Source organism: Longispora urticae (assembly GCF_053902585.1).
This window is the reverse complement of the sequence record NZ_JAQZSH010000048.1, coordinates 106,666-126,072: the sequence shown is the minus strand read 5'-3', so window position 1 is coordinate 126,072 and position 19,407 is coordinate 106,666. Positions and strand designations below refer to the sequence as shown.

Sequence of the window (19,407 nt, the reverse complement as noted above, 5' to 3'; positions counted from 1 at the left end):
CGACGGCGGCCCCGGCCCGGGTACCCCCTGATCAAAAGGAATTTCCATGGCACCTCTCAGACGCCTGACGACCAGCGGGGCCGTCGCGGCCCTGCTCGTCGCGGGCCTCAGCCCCCTCACGCCCGCCGCCGCCCCGGCGGCGGCCGCCCCACCCGCCTGCGCCGACACCCGGCCCGACGCCGCCCAGGCCGCCGCCATGGCCAGGGACTGCCGGAGGCGGGTCGAGATCCTCCCGCTGCGCACCGAGACCGCCCAGACCTTCGCGAAGCCCGACGGCGGCTACACCACCGAGGAGTCGGTCGCCCCGCGCTGGTCGCACCGCCCCGACGGCTCGTGGTCGGCGGTCGACACCACCCTCGTCGCCACCGGCGGCACGGTCACCCCGAAGGCGTCGGCCCTGCCGGTCACCTTCTCGGGCGGCGGCACCGGCCCGCTGGCCACCCTGCGCGACGGGGACCGGGAACTGGCCGTGTCCTGGCCCGGCGGCGCCCTGCCCGCGCCGACCCTGTCGGGGGACTCCGCGACCTACCCCGAGGTGCTGCCCGGCGTCGACCTCACCGTGACCGCCACCGCGCTCGGCTTCTCCGAGATACTCGTCGTCAGGAGCCGCCAGGCCGCGGCCAACCCGGCGCTGAAGGAGGTCACCTTCGGGCTGGCCACCAAGGGCGTGACGACCCGCGCCGCCGACGGCGGACTGGTCGCCGTGGACGCCGAGGGCGCACCGGTGTTCACGTCGCCGACCCCGGTGATGTGGGACTCGGCGGACAAGGCCACCCCCGCCGCCAAGGGGCTGAAGGCGGCGGCGCCCCGGACGGCCCGGGAGCCGAAGAAGGCGACCATGCCCGTCAGGGCCGCCAACGGCACCCTGACCGTCACGCCCGACCAGGCCATGGTCGACGCCGCCGACACCGTGTACCCGCTGTTCATCGACCCCTCCTGGGGCGGTGGCCTGCGGAACAACAACTGGGCCAACGTGTTCAGCAAGTTCCCCGACTCCACCGGCCTGACCCTCACCGGCGACGGCAAGGTCTGGGGCAACGCCGGCTCCGGCAAGGTGTGCGACTTCGACAACAACGGCAACTGCCTGAGCTCGACGTACCAGGTCCGCTCGCTGTTCCAGATGGACACCGGCGCGATCCGGGGCCACCACGTCACCAGGGCGTCGTTCCACATCACCCAGCGGCACGCCTGGACCTGCGCCCCGAAGTCCAACGCGAAACTGTGGCGCACCGAGAACGTGGCCAACCCGGAGAACTACTCCACCACCACCTGGCGGGCCACCAACGACTGGAGCAAGTTCCGCTGGCACGAGTCGACCACGGCCCCCGGCAACCACCGCGCGGACTCCAACTACGGCTGCGACGGCGCCGGCAACGTCGAGTTCGACGTGACCGGGTGGACGCGCGCGGTCGCCGACAGCGGCGGCTGGTACCTCGGCGTGGGTCTGCGGGCCGAGAACGAGGGCGACGTCAACCAGTGGAAGCGGTTCGACGCCGGCTCCGCCCGGCTGGCCGTGGACTACAACGACCCGCCGACCCTCCCGGACTGGCTCCAGGTGGACGGGCACAACTGCGCGACCGGCGAGAACCGGCCCGTCGTCCCCACGAGGACCCCGACCCTGTCCGCCCGGCCCTGGGACCCCGACGGCGACACCCAGCAGGTGTGGCTCGCGGCCGTGAAGTGGAACGGCACGGCGTACGACGAGAGCACGGGCGTCGCCGGCTACCAGGACCACGTGGCCAACGGCACCCGCGGCCACTGGACCACTCCCGCGCTGGCGGAGAACGGGATCTACGGCTTCCGGGCCCAGACCAACGACTACGGCAAGGGCGGCGTCGGACCGGTCACGAACACGAACGACTGCCAGTTCCAGGTCGACACCGTCGCGCCGGACGTGCCGAAGGTGACCTCCGCGGAGTACCCGGAGAGTTGTTCGCTCTGCGGGGGGATCGGCCGGAACGGGAACTTCACGTTCCGGAGCTCACCGGACGTCAAGTACTTCAAGTGGGGCTTCGGCACCTCCCTCACCCGCGAGGCGCAGGCGGCCCGCAAGGGTGACCCGGTGACCGTGTCCTGGACGCCCGCCGAGGGCTCGCTCCTCCAGCAGACCCTCACCGTGCAGGCCGTCGACCACGCCGGGCTGCTCAGCCCGGTCCGGAAGTACCAGTTCACCCTGAACCCGGGCCAGCCCGCCAAGGCGCAGTGGCTGCTCGACGACGCGGCCGGCACCCGGTCCATCACCAACGCCCAGAACCCGGGCGTCCTCGACGCCACCCTCAACGCCGGCACCCTCGGCACCCCCGGCCGGGTCCGCGACGGCGACACCGCGCTGACCCTCGACGGCACCTCCTCCCAGTACGCGAGCGCCCCCGCGGTCGTGGACACCGGCCGCAGCTTCTCGGTGGCGGCGTGGGTCCGGGTGGACGACACGACCGGCTTCCGGACGTTCGTGTCCCAGTGCGGGACGGCCCGGTGCGCCTACTACCTGCAGTACATGGCGAACACGGACCGGTGGGCGTTCGCGATGCCGTCGGAGGACAAGGCCAACCCGGCCGGGTACTCCATCGCCCAGTCCGCCCAGGCCCCGCGCAAGGGCATCTGGACCCACCTCACCGGCGTGTACGACGCGTCGGCCGCCAAGGTCCGGCTCTACGTCAACGGCCAGCTCGACGGCGAGCAGGGCGCGTTCCCGGGTTGGAAGGCGACCGGGCCGACGTACCTCGGCAAGGCCATGAACGCCGACCTCGTCAAGGGCGCGCTGGCCGACGTGCGGATCTGGGACCGGGTGATCAGCCCGAACGAGGCCGCCGTCGCCGCCGACCCGCTGCTCACCGGCACCGTGGGCGAGTGGCGGTTCGAGGAGAAGTCCGGCGACCTGGCCTTCGACTCGACCAACTACAGCCGGCACCTGCGGCTCACCGCCACCCAGGGCGCGACGTGGGGCCCGGGGCACAGCAGCAACGGCGGACTGCACCTCGACGGCACCGGGCACGCGGCGGCGGACGGCCCGGTCCTCAACACCGACCAGTCCTTCTCCGTCTCCGCCTGGGTCCGGCTCCAGGCCATGCCCACCTGGAACGCGACAGTGCTCAGCCAGGAGGGTACGAAGAACAGCGCGTTCGCCCTCCGCTACGCCAACCTGGGCGGTGGCAGGGGCAGCTGGGCGTTCACCTGCCTGACCACGGACGACAGCTCGACGGGCCTCTCCGACGCGCTCGGCCAGGCCCCCCTGACCAGCGCCGACCTGAACCGCTGGCAGCACCTCGTCGGCGTGTACGACGCCAGCCGCGCCGAACTGCGCCTCTACGTCGACGACGTGCTCCAGAGCACCGCGCCCTGCAGGGTGTGGAACGCGGGCGGCAGGTTCACGGTCGGCCGGGGCAAGTGGAACGGTGTCGACGCCGACCGGTGGACGGGCGACATCGACGAGGTCAAGGTGCTCGCGGGCGTCGTCGTCCCGGCGAAGGTGATCGCCGTCGACGGCCCGCGCACCGGCAACCTGACCTGGAACGGCACCGGCAACTGCGCCGGCATCCCGAACGGGAACACCACCGATCCGCGCGGCGTGATCACCTGGGGCTGCATCACGACCGACGACTCCCAGGCGTTCGCGTACGACCCGGAGACCCGGACGCTCAGGGCGCTCGGCAAGTGCCTCGACGTCCGCCAGGGGGTGGCGCAGAACGGCACGGCGATCCAGATGTCCGCGTGCGACGACTCCGCCGCGCAGACCTGGACGTTCGACCCGGCCACCCAGGCCTTCTCGGCGCTGGGGCTGTGCCTGGACGTGCCGGGCGGCAGGTCCGACTGGAACCTGACGTTGCAGCTGTACACCTGTAACGGTAGCCCGGCCCAGAAGTGGCACCTGGGCTAGACCTCCCGGAACGGAGATGCCCGGCTGCCTACTGGCGGCCGGGCATCTCCGGGTCAGCCGGTGTGGTACCCCACCACGTCGGCGATGACGTGCACGGTGCCGGCGCTGGTGTTGTGGAACGTGATCCTCCCGTTGACGACGGGTACGACGACGAGGTTGGGCACCACCTGGCCCCGTACCCAGTTGAGGTTCGAGGCGTTGGGCCTGGTCCTCCCGTCCGGGTAGACGGTGAGGAAACCCTCGCGGGTCGGCTCGGCGACCGTCACGTTCATCGTGACCGCGGTGACGCCGCCGGCCGCGACCACGCCGCCGACCACCAGGGACACGCTGCCGCCGGGCGCGACCGGAGCGCCCCGGTCGCGGGTGTCGAGGGCACGGTAGGGGCCGAAGGGCTGGAAGGTGCTCGCGGTCTCGGTGGTGTGGTACCCGACGACGTCGGCCACCAGGTGCACGGTGCCGGGGCTGGTGTTGCGGAAGTTCACCTTGCCGTTCACGACGGGTACGACGACGAGGTTGGGGACCACCTGTCCGCGTACCCAGTTGAGGCTCGAGGCGTTCGGCATCGCTTTCCCGTCGGGGTAGACGGTCAGGAAGCCCTCGCGGGTCGGCTCGGTGACGGTCACGTTCATGGTGACGGCGGTGACCCCGTCCACCGGTACGCCGGTGCGGCCGGCGACCGGCAGGGTCAGGGTGCCGCCGGGTGCGACCGGAGTGCCGGAGTCGCGGGTGTCCAGGGCGCGGACCGGACCGATCGGCGTGAAGCTGCTGCCCGCGCCCGTGGTGTGGTAGCCGACCAGGTCCGCCACGAGGTGCACGGTGCCGGGGCTGGTGTTATGGAAGTTCACCTTGCCGTTCACGACGGGTACGACGACGAGGTTGGGCACGACCTGGCCCCGTACCCAGTTGAGGTTCGAGGCGTTGGGCCGGATCTTCCCGTCGGGGTGGACGGTGAGGAAGCCCTCGCGGGTGGGTTCGGTGACCGTCACGTTCATCGTGACCGAGGTGACCCCGGTGGCCGGGACCCCGGTGCGGCCGGCGACGGGAAGGGTCACGGTGCCGCCGGGCGCGACCGGGGTGCCGGAGTCGCGGGTGTCGAGCACCCGGACGGGGCCGACCGGAACGTACCGGTCACCGGGGCGGGCCGGCGGGGGAGTGACGACGATGTCCGCGGTGGAGTCGAGCCCCGGGGTCGGGTCGGTGAACCGCACGTCGATCTGTTCGCCGGAGGAGTCGGTCAGCGCTACGGTGACGCGGCCGGTGCCCACCGTGGCGGAGGTGATCCTGAGCTGCCAGGTCTCGCTCATCGTGCCGCCCGGCACCAGCGTGCCCGGGGAGCCGTGGCAGTGGTACTTGACCTTGGGGATCACCGGCGGGTCGCACTGGGCGGCGGCGGCCCCGGTCCACTCGGTGCCACTCGGCGCGGTCAGCGTCAGGTCCGCCCGGACCCCGGGCAGCTCGTCCGGACCGACGTTCGTCACCGTCCACGGCACGTCCACGACGTCGCCGATCTGGCCGGTGACCGGCGCCACGGCCACGGTCAGGTGGGCCCGGTGCCGCAGACCCACCATCCCGCCACCCCGGACGTAGTTGTCCTCCATGCCCTCCGGGGCGATCTTGACCCAGAGCAGCGGGCCGCCCATCGTGGGGAGGTCGCGGAGCGGAGTGATCCTGATCCGCGGGGCGAACGTGCCGGCGTCGTGGTCGTCGAGGTGCACGGTGTAGGCGCAGTCCAGCGTCGTGCCCGGCACGCCGCCCTCCGGGACCCGGCACGTCGCCCCGTTGTCCGCGAACTGGAAGGCCGGTTCCATGTTCGACGGGGCGAACTCGAACACGAGATGGAACACGGCGGTCCGGGACGGGGTCTCCGTGAGGCTCACCCGGACCTCGCCGACGGTCATGATCCCGTCCTCGGCGATCGGGGGACCGGGCATCGCGGCCGAGAAGACGGGCGCCGCCGGCGCCGGAGCGGCGTGGGCCGGAGCGGACAGGCCGACGGCCAGAGCCACACAACCGACCACGGCCGGGATGCGCGGTAACAACCGGTATTTCCTGCTGGACAAAGGGATCCCCCGTACGTGCGAGCGGTGCTGAGACCCCCGGAGAGTAGAAGAACCCCCCTGGTCGCACAACGGAGTAGGAGCGCCCCGGCGTGACGGTCCTCCGCCACGCCGGGGCCCCCACTACCGGAGCTCGGCCCGGTCCCGCCGGCCGACCATCGCCACCGGCGGCGGCGCGGACGTCGCGTTCAGTTCGGCGACCGAGGTCCACGGCCCCCGGTTACCGGCCTCCGTGATCGCCCGCAGCCGGATGTACCGCCCGGCCTTCGCCGCGAACGTCACCGTCTTCTCGGTGGCGCTGTCCGCGAACGTCCCGGTGGCCACCGCCGTGCCCCAGCTCGTCGACGAGGTGGACACGTACACCTCGTAGGATCCGATCCGGCCGTTCACGCCGCCGTCCTGGCGGGGCAGGATCTTGAGCGAGTCGACCGGGTACGACGCCCCCAGGTCGATCTGGATCTCGTGCGGGAGCGTGCCGCCGTTCCACTTGGTGTGCCAGATCGTCGAGGAGTTCCCGTCGATGGCGTTGGTGGCGGCGTTGTTGTCCGAGGCGGTCTCCTGGCTGTCGGCGTACAGCACGGACCAGCCGCCCTTCGGAATGGGCTGCGACCCGGTCGGCGGCACGGTCGAGCCGGGCAGGGTCGCCCCGGTCATCGTCACCGAGAACGCGCCGGACTGCGAGCCGACCTTCGTCCACAGCACCTTGCCGTCGAAGAACCAGCCGGTGGCGGCGCTGTCGTAGGCGGCCTTGGAGGCCTGCTGGGCCAGCGTCGTCCCGCCCAGGGTGACGGAGCTGGGCGCCCCGGCGAGGTGGGTGGTGAACTCGTAGCCCCGCGAGGACGGCTTACCGGTGTAGGAGCCGACCGACGCGCCCACGTCGACGGTGATGTTGCCGGTGCCCGAAGCGGGCGCGGTCATCGTCACGGCCTGGGTGGCCGACGAGCCGGTCTTGTAGGCCCGGGTGATGCCGTCGTCCTCGTAGAGCGTGAAGGACGAGTTCCCCCGCGGGTACAGGTCGTACGTCAGCGTGGAGACCGGCTTCTCGCCCGTGTAGTTCATCTGCGGCCACATCGGCACGATCGCGCCGCCCTTGACGAACAGCGGCAGGGTGTCCAGCGGCGCGTTGTACCCGTTGAGCGTCGTCGGTCCCTGGTAGACGGTCCCGGTCCAGTAGTCGGTCCAGGTGCCGGCCGGCAGGTAGATGCCGTCCCGGGTCGAGGTGTTGGTGACCACGGGCGCGACCAGGAACGAGTCGCCGGACAGGAACTGCCCCGACGTCTGGTTGCCCCGCGCGACCGGGTCGTTCGGGTAGTCGAGCACCATGGCCCGCACGGCCGGCGTACCAGTCGCGGTCGCGTTGGCGCTCATCGTGTACATGTACGGCATCAGCCGCATCTTGAGCTGCAGGTACTTGCGGTTGATGCTCAGCGTCGGCTCGGCCCACCGCCAGGGCTGCTTGTCGTTGTACCCGGAGGACGGGTTCGTCGGCCCCCACCCGGACATGGTCATCAGCGCGGGCGTGAACGCCTTCCACTGCAGGTCCCGGGCGTACGTGGCCGCCGAGCCCTCGAAGATGCCGTCGACGTCCCCGGACGCGTAGTTCAGCCCGGACAGCCCGGCCCCGGCGATGGCTGGCACGTGCCAGCGCATGTTCGCCCAGTTGCCCTCGGTGTCCCCGGTCCACACCACGGCGTTGCGCTGCGTTCCCGCCCAGCCGTCCACGGTCCAGACGAACCGGCGCGCGTCGGAGTTGCTCTCGATCCCGTTGACGGCCTGGTTCACGCCGTTGAACGCGGTCTTGTACCCGCCGCCGATCCACGCCACGTCGGTCTTCACCGCGCGGGAACCGGCCGCGATCTCACCGGGCATGCCGTTGAGGCCGGTGGAGGTCCACAGCCCCGTCTTGAAGCCCTTGGCCGCCAGGCCCGAGATGGACTGCGACAGGTTGGTGTACCCGCAGCCGTACCCGTCGTTGGGCAGGAACCAGCCCGAGGGCATGTTCTTGTTCCGCGCGTCCGTGGCGTAGGCGACGACGTCCGGGGTGGTCTGGTGCCCGACCCGGTTGTGGTCGCCCTGGTAGTCGGGGTTCGACGCGTTGAAGCAGTCGGCGTTGCCCATTTCGAAGCCCCACATCGGGGCGAGGAACGGCTTGCCGGTCACGTCGGTGTAGGCGTTCAGGACGCCCTTGAGGTCACCGGGGCCGCTGCCGGCGAAGTAGTACGCGTCGAAGCGGTTCTCGTTGTGGGTGAAGTTGCTCGGCCCGGTGAACGCGTAGGAGCCCGGCGACCAGGTGTTGCGCACCACGCCGTAGCCGTTGGTGGACATGTAGAACGGCGCGGGGGACGCGTTGTTGTTCTCGTTCCACGCATTATCGATCTTGATGGGTACCGTCTTCCCGCGCAGCGCCCAGTCGCCGAGCCGCAGCCCGGTACCGTAGTACTGCTCGTTCGCGCCCTGGCTGAGGGTCTGCGTGGCCTGGGATCCGGTCCAGCTCAGCGGAGCGCTCTCCGACCACAGCAACGTGGTGTTGTCAGCTTTGTACGCGGCGAACGTCAACGGCGACTTGTTGATCCGCAGGCTCACCGAGCCGGTGGTCACCCGGTAGTAGCTGCCCGCGTCGGTGAACGCCGGGGCGGTGTACCCGAAGTTCGTCTTGATCGTGATGTCGGTCCCGGCCGGGTCGCTGAAGGTCCCGGACGGCGCCAGCTCGACCCGGAAGATGTCCGCCCGCGCGAACGTCACCCGGGCCTTCGCCGAGCTGCTGGTCGTGATGTTGTACGTGTTCCCGGACTGGGTGAACCCGGTGACGTTGCCGGCGGTGGCCGCCTGTGCCGCGGAGACCGGCACCACGCTCAGAACGGTGCCCGCGAGGAGGGCTCCGAGGAGCAGACGGAGTCTGCGAGGGGGAGAAGTCATAACACATTGATGACGGTCATGCTGAATGTTGTCAATAGAACCCGCGAAACGAGCAATATTTTGCAGTGATTGTGCAAGAACGGTGCGTGTTGAGTCAGCGTCTGCGCGCTCTGTCGGCGCTACCCACTGTGGACATTCGACAGGGCGCGTCCTAATAGGGCCCTGTTCGGGGTCGGCCGGGGTGCTCCCTGGCGGCGGACGGCCGGCAGTCGCCCCGGGGTCGCGACGTGCCGGTGGGGCATGGTGAGTGCCATTCATTGTGAATGTGCATCACTATATTGCCGCGAACATCCCCGCTGGCAACGGGGGGCCGCGGTGTCCGTGGAGGAAATCACGTCCGCGGGGGTGGTGGCGCGGGGCTGGGTGGGCACGGGGGCACACGGTTTGGGTAGGCTGTTCGGGCCGGGGCGGTAGCTCAGCCGGTTAGAGCAGGGGACTCATAATCCCTTGGTCGTGGGTTCGAGCCCCACCCGCCCCACCTTTCATATGCCCTCTGACCTGTGGAAACCCGATTCGGGTCGGCCGGATTGTGCCCGTTTTCGGAAGCGCGGTGCTCCTGTGGAGCCCCTCCGACATGGAGCGATCGATACCGGCCACTCTGGCCGGAGAGCCGCGACCGGGCTCCCTCGGACGGGGGAGGCCGTTCGCTCGCTGGCGGGAGGCCCACCCGGCGTCGCGCCGGAAGGATCGAGGGCATGAGAACCCGTACCGTCCTCGGCTACACGGCAGCGGCGTGCGCGTTGCCCTACCTCACCCTGAAGCTGCTGTGGGTGTCCGGCAACTACGTCGGTGTCAACACTCCGGGCCTGCTCGACACCCCGACGATGATCACCGCGAACGCCGTCACCGGTGGGCTGGAGGTCGTCGGCGTGCTCGTCGCGCTCGCCCTCGCCCAGAGTTGGGGGCTGCGGCTGCCGGCGTGGCTCGTCGCGTTCCCGATGTGGGTCGGCACCGGCCTGCTCGCCCCGATCGCGATCGGCTTCCCGCTCGCGATCACGTTCACCGACCTCAACACCTCCCCGGCGTCCGCCGAGGACCTCGACCCGTGGGTCTACCTGGTCGTCTACGGCGGATTCACCCTCCAGGGCGTCGCGCTCACGGCGGCCTTCGCGTTCTACTGCCGCGACCGGTGGGGCACCCTGCTCCGTGCCGACGTCGGCCCCGGCGTCACCGTCGGGCTCCAGCGGCTGCTGGCCCGGCTCGCCCTCGTACTCGTCGCGATGATCGCGGTCGTCTCGCTGTACTGGGCGTTCGGCGGGGAGGCCGGACTGCCGGACAACATGCGGGCCGCCGCCCAGCAGTGGCTGCGCGGCGTCGAGGCGCTGCTGGCCGTGTCGGGCGGGCTCGGGCTGTGGTTGATGGTGCGCGCACGCAGGTTCGCGCTCGGCGCGGCGCTGGCCTGGGTCGGGGCCGGGTCGATGTTCGGCTGGGGCGCGTTCAGCCTGCTCGCCGGCTCGTCGATGGCGAGCGCGGGCGACCAGGGCTGGGTGCCGCTGGTGGACGCGTACAAGCTGGTGGCGTCGATCGTGATCGGGATCGTGGCGGCGTTCGTCCTGGTCGAGCGGGCCGCGGCGGTCGGGACGCCGACCGAGGTCCACGCGAAGGCCATGACGCGTTGACCCCGATCCGGTGGCTCGGGCCAAAGGCAAACGAGCCGCCCGCGCCGAGCCGCCCGCGCCGAGCCGCCCGCGCCGAGCCGCCCGCGCCGAGCCGAGCCGCAGGCGGTGACGGAGGTCTGTCGGAAGGAACGACAGACCTCCACCGGCAGGACTAGAGCTGGACGGCGGTCCTGACCAGGCTGGCCAGAGCCGGCGAGCGGCTGTGCGTGGGCCAGGCGATGTGTGTGACGACGGGCGGCGCGTCGGTCAACGGGACGGCGGCGTGCTCGGCCCACAGCCAGGAGCGCGCGGACGCCGGCACCACCGCGACGGTGCGCCCCAGCGCGACCAGTTGGGCCAACTGCGTCTGGTCGTGGATCTCGGGGCCCGGCCCGGGCGGGTAGACGCCGTGTCTGGGCCAGCGTGCCCGGGGGAGGTCGGGCAGGTCGCTGATGTCGGCCATGGACAGGGTCTCGCAGCCGGCGAGGGGGTGTCCGGCGGGCAGGACGGCGAACTGGCGCTCGGTCAGGAGTTCCTCGCTGTCGAACCCGGCGAGGGAGTTGTACGGCACGTGCATGAGCGCGACGTCGGCGCTGCCGTCGCGCAGCCGGGCTTCCTGGTCGCACATGCGGCACTGCAGGACCTCGACCTCGGCGGCGTCGGGCTGGGCCGCGTAGGCGCCGAGGAGTCTCCGGAGCAGTTCGTGCACCGCGGCGGTCTTCACCGCCAGCACCAGCCGGGTACGCGCACCGCCCGGGTGGTCGGCTCCGCCGGCGCGGCGGGTACGGCGGGCGGCGGCGGTGGCCGCGTCGAGGGTCGCGCGGCCCTCGGACAGCAGCACCTGTCCGGCGTCGGTCAGGGCGACGCCGCGGCGGTCGCGTTCCAGGAGGCGGACGCCGAGGCGCCGTTCGAGCTGCTGGATCGCGCGCGACAGCGGTGGCTGGGCCATGCCGAGGCGAACGGCGGCCCGACCGAAGTGCAGCTCCTCGGCGACGGCCACGAAGTACCGCAGCTCGCGGGTCTCCAGGGCGTCCACGGCCACAGCGTACGCGAGTGATACCCACCGGGTATGACAGCGAACCCGATCGGTGTTGGCCAGCGCGCCCACCTGGGAGCGAGCCTTGACGGCATGAACGAAACGAAGATCGCCCTTGTCACCGGCGCGAACCAGGGAATCGGGTACGCGATCGCCACCGGGCTCGGCGCCCTCGGATACCGGGTGGCCGTCGGAGCGCGGGACGCGGGCCGGCGCGGGACCGCCGTGGAGAGACTGCGCGCCGCCGGGGCCGACGCGTTCGGCGTGCCGCTGGACGTCACCGGCGACCGGAGCGTCACCGAGGCCACGGAGCTGATCGAACGGGAGGCCGGCCGGCTGGACGTACTCGTCAACAACGCGGGCATCTCCGGACAGCCGGGTGCGGACTGGGCGCAGGACCCGACCACGCTCGACCTCGACCTGGTCCGCACGGTCGTGGAGACGAACGTCCTCGGGGTGATCCGGGTGACGAACGCGATGCTCCCGCTGCTGCGGCGCTCGTTCTCGCCGCGGATCGTCAACCTCTCCAGCAGCGTCGGCTCCGTGACCCTGCAGGCCGACCCGGACATCGAGATCGGCCCGGTCATGGCGGCCTACGCGCCGTCGAAGTCGTTCCTCAACGCCGTGACCGTCCAGTACGCCCGGCAGCTCGCCGACACCGACATCCTGATCAACGCCACCTGCCCGGGCCTGGTCGCCACCGCCTTCACCGGCTTCCACGGCCCCCGCACCCCCGAGCAGGGCGCGGCCACGGCCATCAGGCTCGCCACCCTGCCCGACGACGGCCCGTCCGGCGCGTTCTTCGACGACGAAGGCGCCGTCCCCTGGTAGCGCCCCTGGCCGCGTGCGCACGGCCCCGAAAACATGCCCGGTTCCGGATGGTCGGGGGGCAACTTCCGTGACGGGCCGGCCGGGACCGGTGCCCGAAATCGTTCGGCGTCGTCGAGCCGTCGTGGTTACAGTGCCGGCGTGACGATCACGGTGCCGTTCCAGCCGCTCCCGCTCGACCAGTCCGACGTGCGGTACGCGCACGGCCCCGACTTGTTCGTCCGGCCCGGGGTGCCGACCGGGCGGCTGGTGCAGTTCGACTGGCACACCAGCACCGTGTACCCGGGCACCGGCCGTGCCCCGCAAGCCGTTGCGGATCTTCGTGGCGGCCTCCCCGACGCGCTGCGGTGGGCCTTCGCCGAGCGCGTCGAGGAGTGGCCCACCGAGGACGAGGACTGACGGCCAGGAGGCCGGGCCGACCCCACCGGTACCCGTCGGGAACTCAGCAGGTCTGGTCGGTGGCCGGCAGGACGCCGGTGGTCAGGTAGGTGCTGACGGCCGTGTCGACGCAGGTGTTCCCGGCGACGAGGTAGACGCCGTGCCGGAACGCGCCCCGCACCGTGACCATCCGCGACCCCGACAACGCCCGGTGCATCGCCTGCTGGCCCGGGTAGGGCGTCCACGGATCGCCGGCCGCGCCCACCACCAGCGCCGGCACACCATTGTGGACGACCGTCGGTCGCTCGGCCTGCCGCACCGGCCAGAACGTGCACGGCGTGACATTGCGGGTCAGCGCGCCGAACAGCGGCTCGTCGGCCCGGTGTGCCTCGATGTCGCGGAAATAGGTCTCCGGATCGGGGGAGGGGACGCGGTCGGCGCACAGGACCGGCGTCCCGGCCCGGTCCGTGGCCGGCGCCGCGCCGGTGGTCACGCCCGCCAGCAGCTGGTTTAGCCCCGCGCCCGGCACCACGGTGCCGCCCCGGGCGGCGTCGGCCAGCACCCGGACATCGGCGGCCAGCGCGGCCCGGGCCTCGTCGCCGTCATCGGCGAGCTGGGCGAAGAGCACGAGCGGCAGAACATGGACATCTATCTGGTACCGGCCCACCCGCAGCGCCCGCCGCGCCGACGCCTGATGGATGCCGTCCACGGTGGCCAGCACGTTCTCGGCGCTCGCCCCCAGGTGGTAGGTGCCGTCGTGCCGGGCCGCCCAGGCCGCCCACTCGCGGAGGGCGGCCGTCAGCGCCGGGCCCTGGCGCGGGAACGTGCCCAGGCCGGTCGCCGACGGGTCCACCGCGCTGTCCAGGACGAAGCGGTCGGCGCGGCGGGGGAACATCTGCAGGTAGACGGAGCCGAGGTAGGTGCCGTAGGAGACGCCGAAGTAGGAGATGCGGTCCTCGCCGAGGGCGGTGCGGATCGCGTCCATGTCGCGGGCGGTCTCGCGGGTGGAGGCATGCGCCAGGCGGTCCAGGCGGTCCCGGTCCTGGGCACTCCCGGCCTGGGAGCTCCCGGCCTCGGCACTCCCGGGCTGGGAGCCTCCGGCCTGGGCGCTCCCGGCTTCCCGGGCCGCCCGGGCGCAGCCGGCGGCGAGGCTCCGGGCGAAGGCCACGCTCTCCGCGAAGGTCCGCCGGTCGGGGCCCGCCGAACGCAACGGGGTGTCGGTGTCCCACCGGCAGTCGAGCGGCGTGCTGCGCCCCACGAACCGGGGATCCATCCCCACCAGGTCGTACCGCGCGGCGACCTCCGGCATGTACGCACCGAGCAGCACCTGTTCCATCCCGGGCACCCCGGGACCGCCCGGGTTGATGAACAGCACCCCCCGGCGGCGCGCGGGGTCGGTGGCCAGGGTCCGGGCGAGCGCGACGGTGATCTTCGGGCCGTTCGGACGGGTGTGGTCCAGCGGGACCGTGAGCTCGCCGCACCGCGCGCCGGCCGCGTCGAGGGACCGGCCCAGGGCATCGTCGGGGGCGACCTGGCAGCCGTGCCACCCGATCCGTCCCCCGGGCCGGGCGACCGCGTCCCCGATCGGGCCTCCCGGGCCGGCGACCGAGGCCGCAGCTCCGGCCGGGCCCAGGGCAACCGGGGACGCGTCGCCGGCCGTGGCTCCGGACCGGCCCCGGGCAACCGGGGACGCGTCGCCGGCCGTGGCTCCGACCGCGGTGGCGGGCCCCCCGCTCACCACCCCGGCGATCGTCAGCGCCGCCACCAGCGCGAGGGTCGTGCGTCGGGTCCGCATCGCGGTCCTCCCAGGATCGTCGACCGCCGGGCGCGTTCCCGGCGGATGACTGAAACGCTATGAGCCGGGCCCCTGCGGAACGAGCGCGCCAGCCATCGAATCCGGGTATGGCCAGCCATCATCGGAGGCTGCCGCCAGGCACTACGCGGTCCCGGCCGCGTCGGGACCGGAACGGCCGTCATCGGAGGGTGCCGCCGGACACCGCGCGGCGCGGGGCGCCCACTCCTCAGAGGCTGCGGGCGGTGATGTCCCCGTACCCGGTGGTCGCGTGGATCTCCAGCTGCGCGCCGCCGCCCTCGCTGTTGTAGAGCGCGTTGTCGATCCGCCCGTACGACGTGCCCGCGTTCATCGAGGCCGACACCCCGGCGGCGGCGCCGACCGAGATCGCACCCGCGTCGGTGCGCAGGACGACCGCGCCCCGCACCGCCTCGGCGACGTGGATGTCACCCTTGCGCGTCGTGACCTCCGAGGCCCCACCCAGGCGGCCGACCGCGATGTCACCGGCGGTGGTGGTGATCCGCACACTCGCGGCCTCGTCGACCTTGACCGGCCCGTGCGCCCCGTCGAAGGTGACCTCCCCGAGCCGCCCCACGGCCCGGAACTCGCCACTGGCGAGCTTCGCCCCGACCCGCGACCCGGCGGGCAGCTGCACGGTCACCTCGACGGATCCGGTGGGGCCGAGGTTGTTCCCCGGCGCGTCGATCCGCAGCTCCCCGTCGACGAACGCGACCGTGGTCCGCTCCGCCAGCCGCACGTCGCGGCCCTTCGACGCGTCGGTGGGCAGCACCTCCACGGTGGCGTCGGCCCGGTCGGCGGCGATGAGCAGTACCCGCCCCGCGGGAACGTCGAGGACGGCGGCGATCGGGGCGGTGGTGTCGAACTTCAGCATCTCGTACTCCCAAAAACTCGTTGTTTCGAACAAGGGAAACGCTACGTTTCCTTCGCTGATCCTTCAAGCTGTTCATTGCGTAAGAGGCTTATTTTTGCAGGTCAGTTGGTTGAAATTGTTGCAATGGTCCTCAAGGTCAACGCAACGACCACCGCCTGATCATTGCAATGGGCTGGACGCGAACGCATCGAACCCCCCGGTTGTCCGCTCCCGGCTCGACCCGCGTGCCGTGGTCGTGGACCAGCGGGCCGCCGAGGACCGCGCCGACGAGTGGCCCCCGCCCCGACCCCCGCGAATCCCGCCTCCGCCCCCGACCCCGGGCGTAGCGTCGAAACCATGACGTACGCGCTGCTGAACAAGCTCACCGTGCGGCCGGGCCACCGCGACGAGGTCCTCGACCTGCTCCTGGCCTCGGGCAGGCTCCTGCGGGACAACCCCGCGTGCCTGATGTACCTGGTGTCGGCGTCCGCGACCGATCCGGCGGTGATCTGGGTGCAGGACCTGTGGGCCGGCCGCGAGGAGCACGAGGCGTTCCTGAGCCGCCCGGAGCTGCGGCCGTTCATCGACCGGACGGTGCCCCTGCTCGAGGGCGCGCCGGAGCAGGTCGAGATCCGCCCGGTCGGCGGCGCCGGGGCGTCCCTGCCCCCTGAACTGCGGTGAACCGGGCGCGGACAGCACAGTGGACGGTGCCCGCGGCGGCGCCGGTCTGCCGGGGCGCCCCGGAGGCGGGGCTGCGTGCCGGCCCGCGTTCGCATAGGCTCCCGCGCCGTGGAACGCAAACGGACCGTCATCTTCCTCGTCGTCGTCATCCTCGTCCTCTGCTCGGGGATGATCGGCCTGGTCGTCAAGCTCTCCGGCAGTACCCGGGGCCCGGTCGGTGACGGCTCGACCCTGACCCCCCGCGCGGGTACCTGCCGGAACTCCTCGGAGGCGGGCACGGCGACCGGCTTCCCGGAGACATTCGGCGGCCGGTACGCGATGTGCACCGGCCCGCACGAGGTCGAGACCTACTTCGTCGGCCGGGTCTCCGGTTCGCTGTCGGCCGCCGAGGCGGACAAGGAGATCGGCGAGACCTGCCGGGCGGAGGCCGACAAGTTCCTCGGTGGGCCGCTGCTGACGGGCAAGGTCGCGACCACGTCGTACCTGGAGGAGAACGCCTCCCACCTGGCGAAGCGCTGGTTCAGTTGCGATATCGCGGAGGTCGGCAGCGCGGCGGCCACCACCCTGGTCAGCCGGACGGGTTCCCTACGCGGCGCCCTGGTCGGTACCGGCCCCGTGGTGATCGGCTGCGCGAACATGACCACCGACGACTTCGTCTTCCTGGTCGACTGCGCCACCCCGCACACTGCCGAGTTGGCTGGCCTCTACACCCTCCGCGAGGAGGTCGTACCCGCCGACGACGACGCGCGGGACCGGGCGGTCGCCCCGGGCTGCCAGAAGACGGTCACCGACTTCCTCGGCTGGGACCAGCCCACCTTCGAGGACTCCGAGCTGATCGAGAGCACGTTCTGGGGGCCGACAGCCGGGAAGGTCCGGGAGGGGGACCGGGTCTTCCAGTGTTTCGTGACCACCCTGGGCGACCGGAAGCTCATGGGCAGCGTCAGGGCACTGGGCTCGCGCAAGGTGCCGGTGGTGGCCTAGATCCGACAGCTGGCAGGCGTTCGCCGCGAGGCTGCCGATCGGCACGCGCTGGCAGGCCATGCGCGCGGCTCCGCCCGTCCTCCGCCCCGGCCCCTGCTTCGAGCGGGTGGCCGGGGCGGGACAGATCAGGAGAACAGGTTCCCGAGGGTGCGGACGATGTCCACGTAGAAGTTGCCCTCGATGCCCCGGAACAGCTGGAACTTCATGTCCGGGTCGCCGAAGAAGGGCCGCAGGGTCCAGCCGAGCTGGGTACCGACGAACCCGAAGAGCAGGATCCAGATGTACAGCAGGCCCATGCTCGCCGGCCGCTCGCCCGGGGGAAGCTGGGGCGGCATCGGGCGCTGACCCGGGTGCATCGGCCGGCCCTGGTGCATCATCGGGTGCCCGGGCATTCCGGGGTGCATCCCGTTCGGGCTGACCGGGACCGGCGCCACGAGCACCTGGGGCGCCGCCTGCGCGGCCAAGACCTCGTCGGGCGCGGCGGGCGCGGCCGGGGCTCCGGCCGGAACCGCGACCGGCTCGGCGACGACCTCGGCCGGCGCCCCGGCCGGGACGGTGACCGGAGCCGCGACCGGCGCCGCGGCCTGCACCGGCACCATGGCCGCCAACCGCGCCTCCGCCTCGCGGTGCCGGTTGAACGCCTGCATGCCCGAGGTGAGGAACTTCAGGCCCACGAACGCCGAGAGCATCAGGATCGCGACGTTGAGCAGTTTGAAGAAGCTGTAGTTCGGTGCGGTGATCAGGAAGAACAGGCTGATCGGGGTGAACGCCAGCGCCAGCGTCGCCATGACGGTGATCGCGGTCATCACGAGGGAGACGGCCTGGCTGATGGACAGCTTCGCGCCGAAGACGAGGTTGAACAGGTACAGCGTCGGCAGGCAGATCGCCAGCGTCACCAGGAACAGGATCGGCAGCTTGACGAGGGAGACGACCGCCTGGAGCGGGCCGTTGGAGAAGCCGAGCACCGCGCCGTACACGGCGAGGGCGATCGACGAACTGGCCAGCATCTGGCCGGTCAGGTGGCTGAGTTTGCGCTGTTCGATGATCTGGCGCCAGATTCCCTCGCGGTCGCGCAGAATCCGTTCGATGACCAGCTGGCCGTTGGCTGCGGCCATATGACCCTCCTGGGTGTTGGGGCTGTTCGATGAGTGGTCGAACATTACCCGCTCACCGTCCCCGGATGAAGGCCTCCATCTCGGACACCGCGACCACGGCCTGTGACAGTTCGGTGGTGTGCACGGCTGGCGGGGCGGGCTTTCCCTGGTCACGCAGGGTCAGTTCCAGGCGTTGGGTGCCGAGCGCGAGCTGCTCGATTTCCGAAACCCGCTCGCTGAGCGTGGTCGTCCGGGCGGCCCGGTCGGCGGCCAGGTCCGCCAGGCCGGGGGAGTCGGGCAGCGGCGGCAGGGCGGCGAGGGCGCGGAGCTCGGTGAGCGTCGTCCACTCCACCCGGTCGAGCTCGTCCTCGGCGAGCGGGAGCCAGCCCTCCGCGAACGGCTGGCTGGCCCGGATCCGGTCGGCGGCGGCCTGGGCGCGGCCCGCGAGGGCGCGCAGCGTCGGCGGCAGGTCGTCGAGCGCGTCGGCGGTGATCACGTCGGGGCCGAGCCGGCGCAACCGGCGGGCGTGCAGGGCGGCGCGGGCCGCGACCGCGTAACCGCCGACGGCCACGAGGAGTCCGCCGCCGCACACGATGATCCGGAACGCCGTGGGGTGCCCGACGTTGGGGAGTGCCCCGCTGAGCAGCACGCCGAGGCCGAAGCCGCCGAAGATGGTGCCGAGGGTGACGCCGAGGAGCGCGGTGAGCCCGGGGGAGGCGGTGCCGCCGCGCCGGTCCCGCGCGGGGACATGCGGGGCGTACGCGTCGTGGAGGTCCGACATCCTGTCAGCTTGCCCCATCCACCGGGCACCCCGACAGTGCGGATCGGCACCCCCGGAACACAGAAGTGGCCCGACAGCATCGCTGTCGGGGCACCTCGCGAAAACTACCTAGGCGGCAGCGGCCTCGAAGAGACCAGCCTCGGCGAGGCGGCTCTCGGTGGCCTCCCAGCCGTCGTTCGGGTAGGCGGTCGCCAGCCCGGCCAGCTCGGCGCGGATCTTGGCGCCGTGCCCGGCAGCGGCCAGCACGCGGATCTCCTCGATGAACTTCTCCGAGGTGACCGAGGCGTGCACGGTCTTGCCGTTGGTCAGGTTGCGCACGTAGACGTGCTTGCCACCGTTCAGCGGGATCAGGTACTTGAACTCGCCAAGGACGCTGAGAGCGCCGCCAGCGGCACCTGCCTGGCCGGCGCGGACTGACGCGCGCGCGGTCTTCGACGTGTTGCTAGCCACGCGGAACTCCTTGCAGACGGACGTGAGAAAAGATGAGTAGCCAGCGCGGACGCTAGCCGGAAAGAGTCTA

The 19,407-nt window shown here is 71.8% G+C and carries 14 protein-coding genes and 1 tRNA gene; 7 read left to right on the top strand and 8 right to left on the bottom strand.

What is annotated here, in order from left to right; genetic code table 11:
- Positions 1 to 46 precede the first annotated feature (46 nt).
- Complete coding sequence (locus PT931_RS33220) at positions 47 to 3,874, top strand: LamG-like jellyroll fold domain-containing protein (protein ID WP_456249668.1); 3,828 nt, start codon at positions 47 to 49, stop codon at positions 3,872 to 3,874.
- 53 nt (positions 3,875 to 3,927) lie between these two features.
- Here the strand turns inward: PT931_RS33220 and PT931_RS33215 are convergent, their stop codons facing one another.
- Both PT931_RS33215 and PT931_RS33210 read right to left on the bottom strand, forming a co-directional pair.
- Positions 3,928 to 5,880 carry a hypothetical protein gene (locus tag PT931_RS33215; RefSeq protein ID WP_456249667.1) on the bottom strand — a complete coding sequence of 651 codons (1,953 nt, stop codon included), beginning with the start codon at positions 5,878 to 5,880 and terminating at the stop codon, positions 3,928 to 3,930.
- A 174-nt stretch (positions 5,881 to 6,054) separates the two neighbouring features.
- Complete coding sequence (locus PT931_RS33210) at positions 6,055 to 8,847, bottom strand: TIM-barrel domain-containing protein (RefSeq protein ID WP_456249666.1); 2,793 nt, start codon at positions 8,845 to 8,847, stop codon at positions 6,055 to 6,057.
- Between the two features lie 404 nt (positions 8,848 to 9,251).
- On the opposite strand from PT931_RS33210, the gene PT931_RS33205 reads away from it, so the two are divergent.
- Positions 9,252 to 9,325, top strand: a tRNA-Ile gene (locus PT931_RS33205).
- A 217-nt stretch (positions 9,326 to 9,542) separates the two neighbouring features.
- Positions 9,543 to 10,466 carry a hypothetical protein gene (locus PT931_RS33200; protein WP_456249665.1) on the top strand — a complete coding sequence of 308 codons (924 nt, stop codon included), beginning with the start codon at positions 9,543 to 9,545 and terminating at the stop codon, positions 10,464 to 10,466.
- A 151-nt stretch (positions 10,467 to 10,617) separates the two neighbouring features.
- Here the strand turns inward: PT931_RS33200 and PT931_RS33195 are convergent, their stop codons facing one another.
- On the bottom strand, positions 10,618 to 11,472 hold the full coding sequence (locus PT931_RS33195) for a LysR family transcriptional regulator (RefSeq protein WP_456249679.1): 855 nt from the start codon (positions 11,470 to 11,472) through the stop codon (positions 10,618 to 10,620).
- A gap of 102 nt (positions 11,473 to 11,574) precedes the next feature.
- Here PT931_RS33195 and PT931_RS33190 point away from each other — a divergent pair, with 102 nt between their 5' ends.
- Positions 11,575 to 12,312: an SDR family oxidoreductase gene (locus PT931_RS33190; protein ID WP_456249664.1), complete on the top strand. Its 738-nt coding sequence runs from the start codon at positions 11,575 to 11,577 to the stop codon at positions 12,310 to 12,312.
- Between the two features lie 138 nt (positions 12,313 to 12,450).
- On the top strand, positions 12,451 to 12,708 hold the full coding sequence (locus PT931_RS33185) for a hypothetical protein (protein WP_456249663.1): 258 nt from the start codon (positions 12,451 to 12,453) through the stop codon (positions 12,706 to 12,708).
- A gap of 43 nt (positions 12,709 to 12,751) precedes the next feature.
- Here PT931_RS33185 and PT931_RS33180 read toward each other — a convergent pair whose 3' ends face one another.
- Together PT931_RS33180 and PT931_RS33175 are read right to left on the bottom strand one after the other, a co-directional pair.
- Positions 12,752 to 14,482 (bottom strand): alpha/beta hydrolase, encoded by a 1,731-nt coding sequence (locus PT931_RS33180; protein ID WP_456249662.1) that lies wholly within the window; start codon positions 14,480 to 14,482, stop codon positions 12,752 to 12,754.
- 226 nt (positions 14,483 to 14,708) lie between these two features.
- Entirely contained in the window at positions 14,709 to 15,371 is a 663-nt protein-coding gene (locus PT931_RS33175) for a DUF4097 family beta strand repeat-containing protein (RefSeq protein ID WP_456249661.1), read from the bottom strand.
- 336 nt (positions 15,372 to 15,707) lie between these two features.
- On the opposite strand from PT931_RS33175, the gene PT931_RS33170 reads away from it, so the two are divergent.
- Both PT931_RS33170 and PT931_RS33165 read left to right on the top strand, forming a co-directional pair.
- Positions 15,708 to 16,031 (top strand): putative quinol monooxygenase, encoded by a 324-nt coding sequence (locus tag PT931_RS33170; RefSeq protein ID WP_456249660.1) that lies wholly within the window; start codon positions 15,708 to 15,710, stop codon positions 16,029 to 16,031.
- A gap of 108 nt (positions 16,032 to 16,139) precedes the next feature.
- A complete protein-coding gene (locus tag PT931_RS33165; protein ID WP_456249659.1) occupies positions 16,140 to 17,012 on the top strand; it encodes a septum formation family protein in 873 nt (290 codons plus the stop codon).
- Between the two features lie 125 nt (positions 17,013 to 17,137).
- On the opposite strand, the gene PT931_RS33160 is transcribed toward PT931_RS33165, so the two are convergent.
- The 3 genes from PT931_RS33160 to PT931_RS33150 all read right to left on the bottom strand — a co-directional run bounded on the left by PT931_RS33160 (position 17,138) and on the right by PT931_RS33150 (position 19,337).
- Positions 17,138 to 18,127, bottom strand: coding sequence for a hypothetical protein (locus PT931_RS33160; RefSeq protein ID WP_456249658.1), 990 nt, complete (start codon positions 18,125 to 18,127; stop codon positions 17,138 to 17,140).
- Positions 18,128 to 18,179: 52 nt separating this feature from the next.
- The gene (locus PT931_RS33155) at positions 18,180 to 18,887 is read right to left on the bottom strand and encodes a hypothetical protein (protein ID WP_456249657.1); all 708 of its coding nucleotides are present in this window, start codon (positions 18,885 to 18,887) and stop codon (positions 18,180 to 18,182) included.
- 108 nt (positions 18,888 to 18,995) lie between these two features.
- On the bottom strand, positions 18,996 to 19,337 hold the full coding sequence (locus PT931_RS33150) for a hypothetical protein (protein ID WP_363728745.1): 342 nt from the start codon (positions 19,335 to 19,337) through the stop codon (positions 18,996 to 18,998).
- Between the last annotated feature and the right edge of the window lie 70 nt (positions 19,338 to 19,407).

What these genes read in the sequence shown, in the direction of transcription:
- PT931_RS33200 (WP_456249665.1), top strand. Translation starts at nt 9,543, where the DNA reads ATGAGAACCCGTACCGTCCTCGGCTACACGGCAGCGGCGTGCGCGTTG.
- PT931_RS33175 (WP_456249661.1), bottom strand. Translation starts at nt 15,371, where the DNA reads ATGCTGAAGTTCGACACCACCGCCCCGATCGCCGCCGTCCTCGACGTT.
- PT931_RS33190 (WP_456249664.1), top strand. Translation starts at nt 11,575, where the DNA reads ATGAACGAAACGAAGATCGCCCTTGTCACCGGCGCGAACCAGGGAATC.
- PT931_RS33210 (WP_456249666.1), bottom strand. Translation starts at nt 8,847, where the DNA reads ATGACTTCTCCCCCTCGCAGACTCCGTCTGCTCCTCGGAGCCCTCCTC.
- PT931_RS33220 (WP_456249668.1), top strand. Translation starts at nt 47, where the DNA reads ATGGCACCTCTCAGACGCCTGACGACCAGCGGGGCCGTCGCGGCCCTG.
- PT931_RS33155 (WP_456249657.1), bottom strand. Translation starts at nt 18,887, where the DNA reads ATGTCGGACCTCCACGACGCGTACGCCCCGCATGTCCCCGCGCGGGAC.
- PT931_RS33180 (WP_456249662.1), bottom strand. Translation starts at nt 14,482, where the DNA reads ATGCGGACCCGACGCACGACCCTCGCGCTGGTGGCGGCGCTGACGATC.
- PT931_RS33170 (WP_456249660.1), top strand. Translation starts at nt 15,708, where the DNA reads ATGACGTACGCGCTGCTGAACAAGCTCACCGTGCGGCCGGGCCACCGC.
- PT931_RS33160 (WP_456249658.1), bottom strand. Translation starts at nt 18,127, where the DNA reads ATGGCCGCAGCCAACGGCCAGCTGGTCATCGAACGGATTCTGCGCGAC.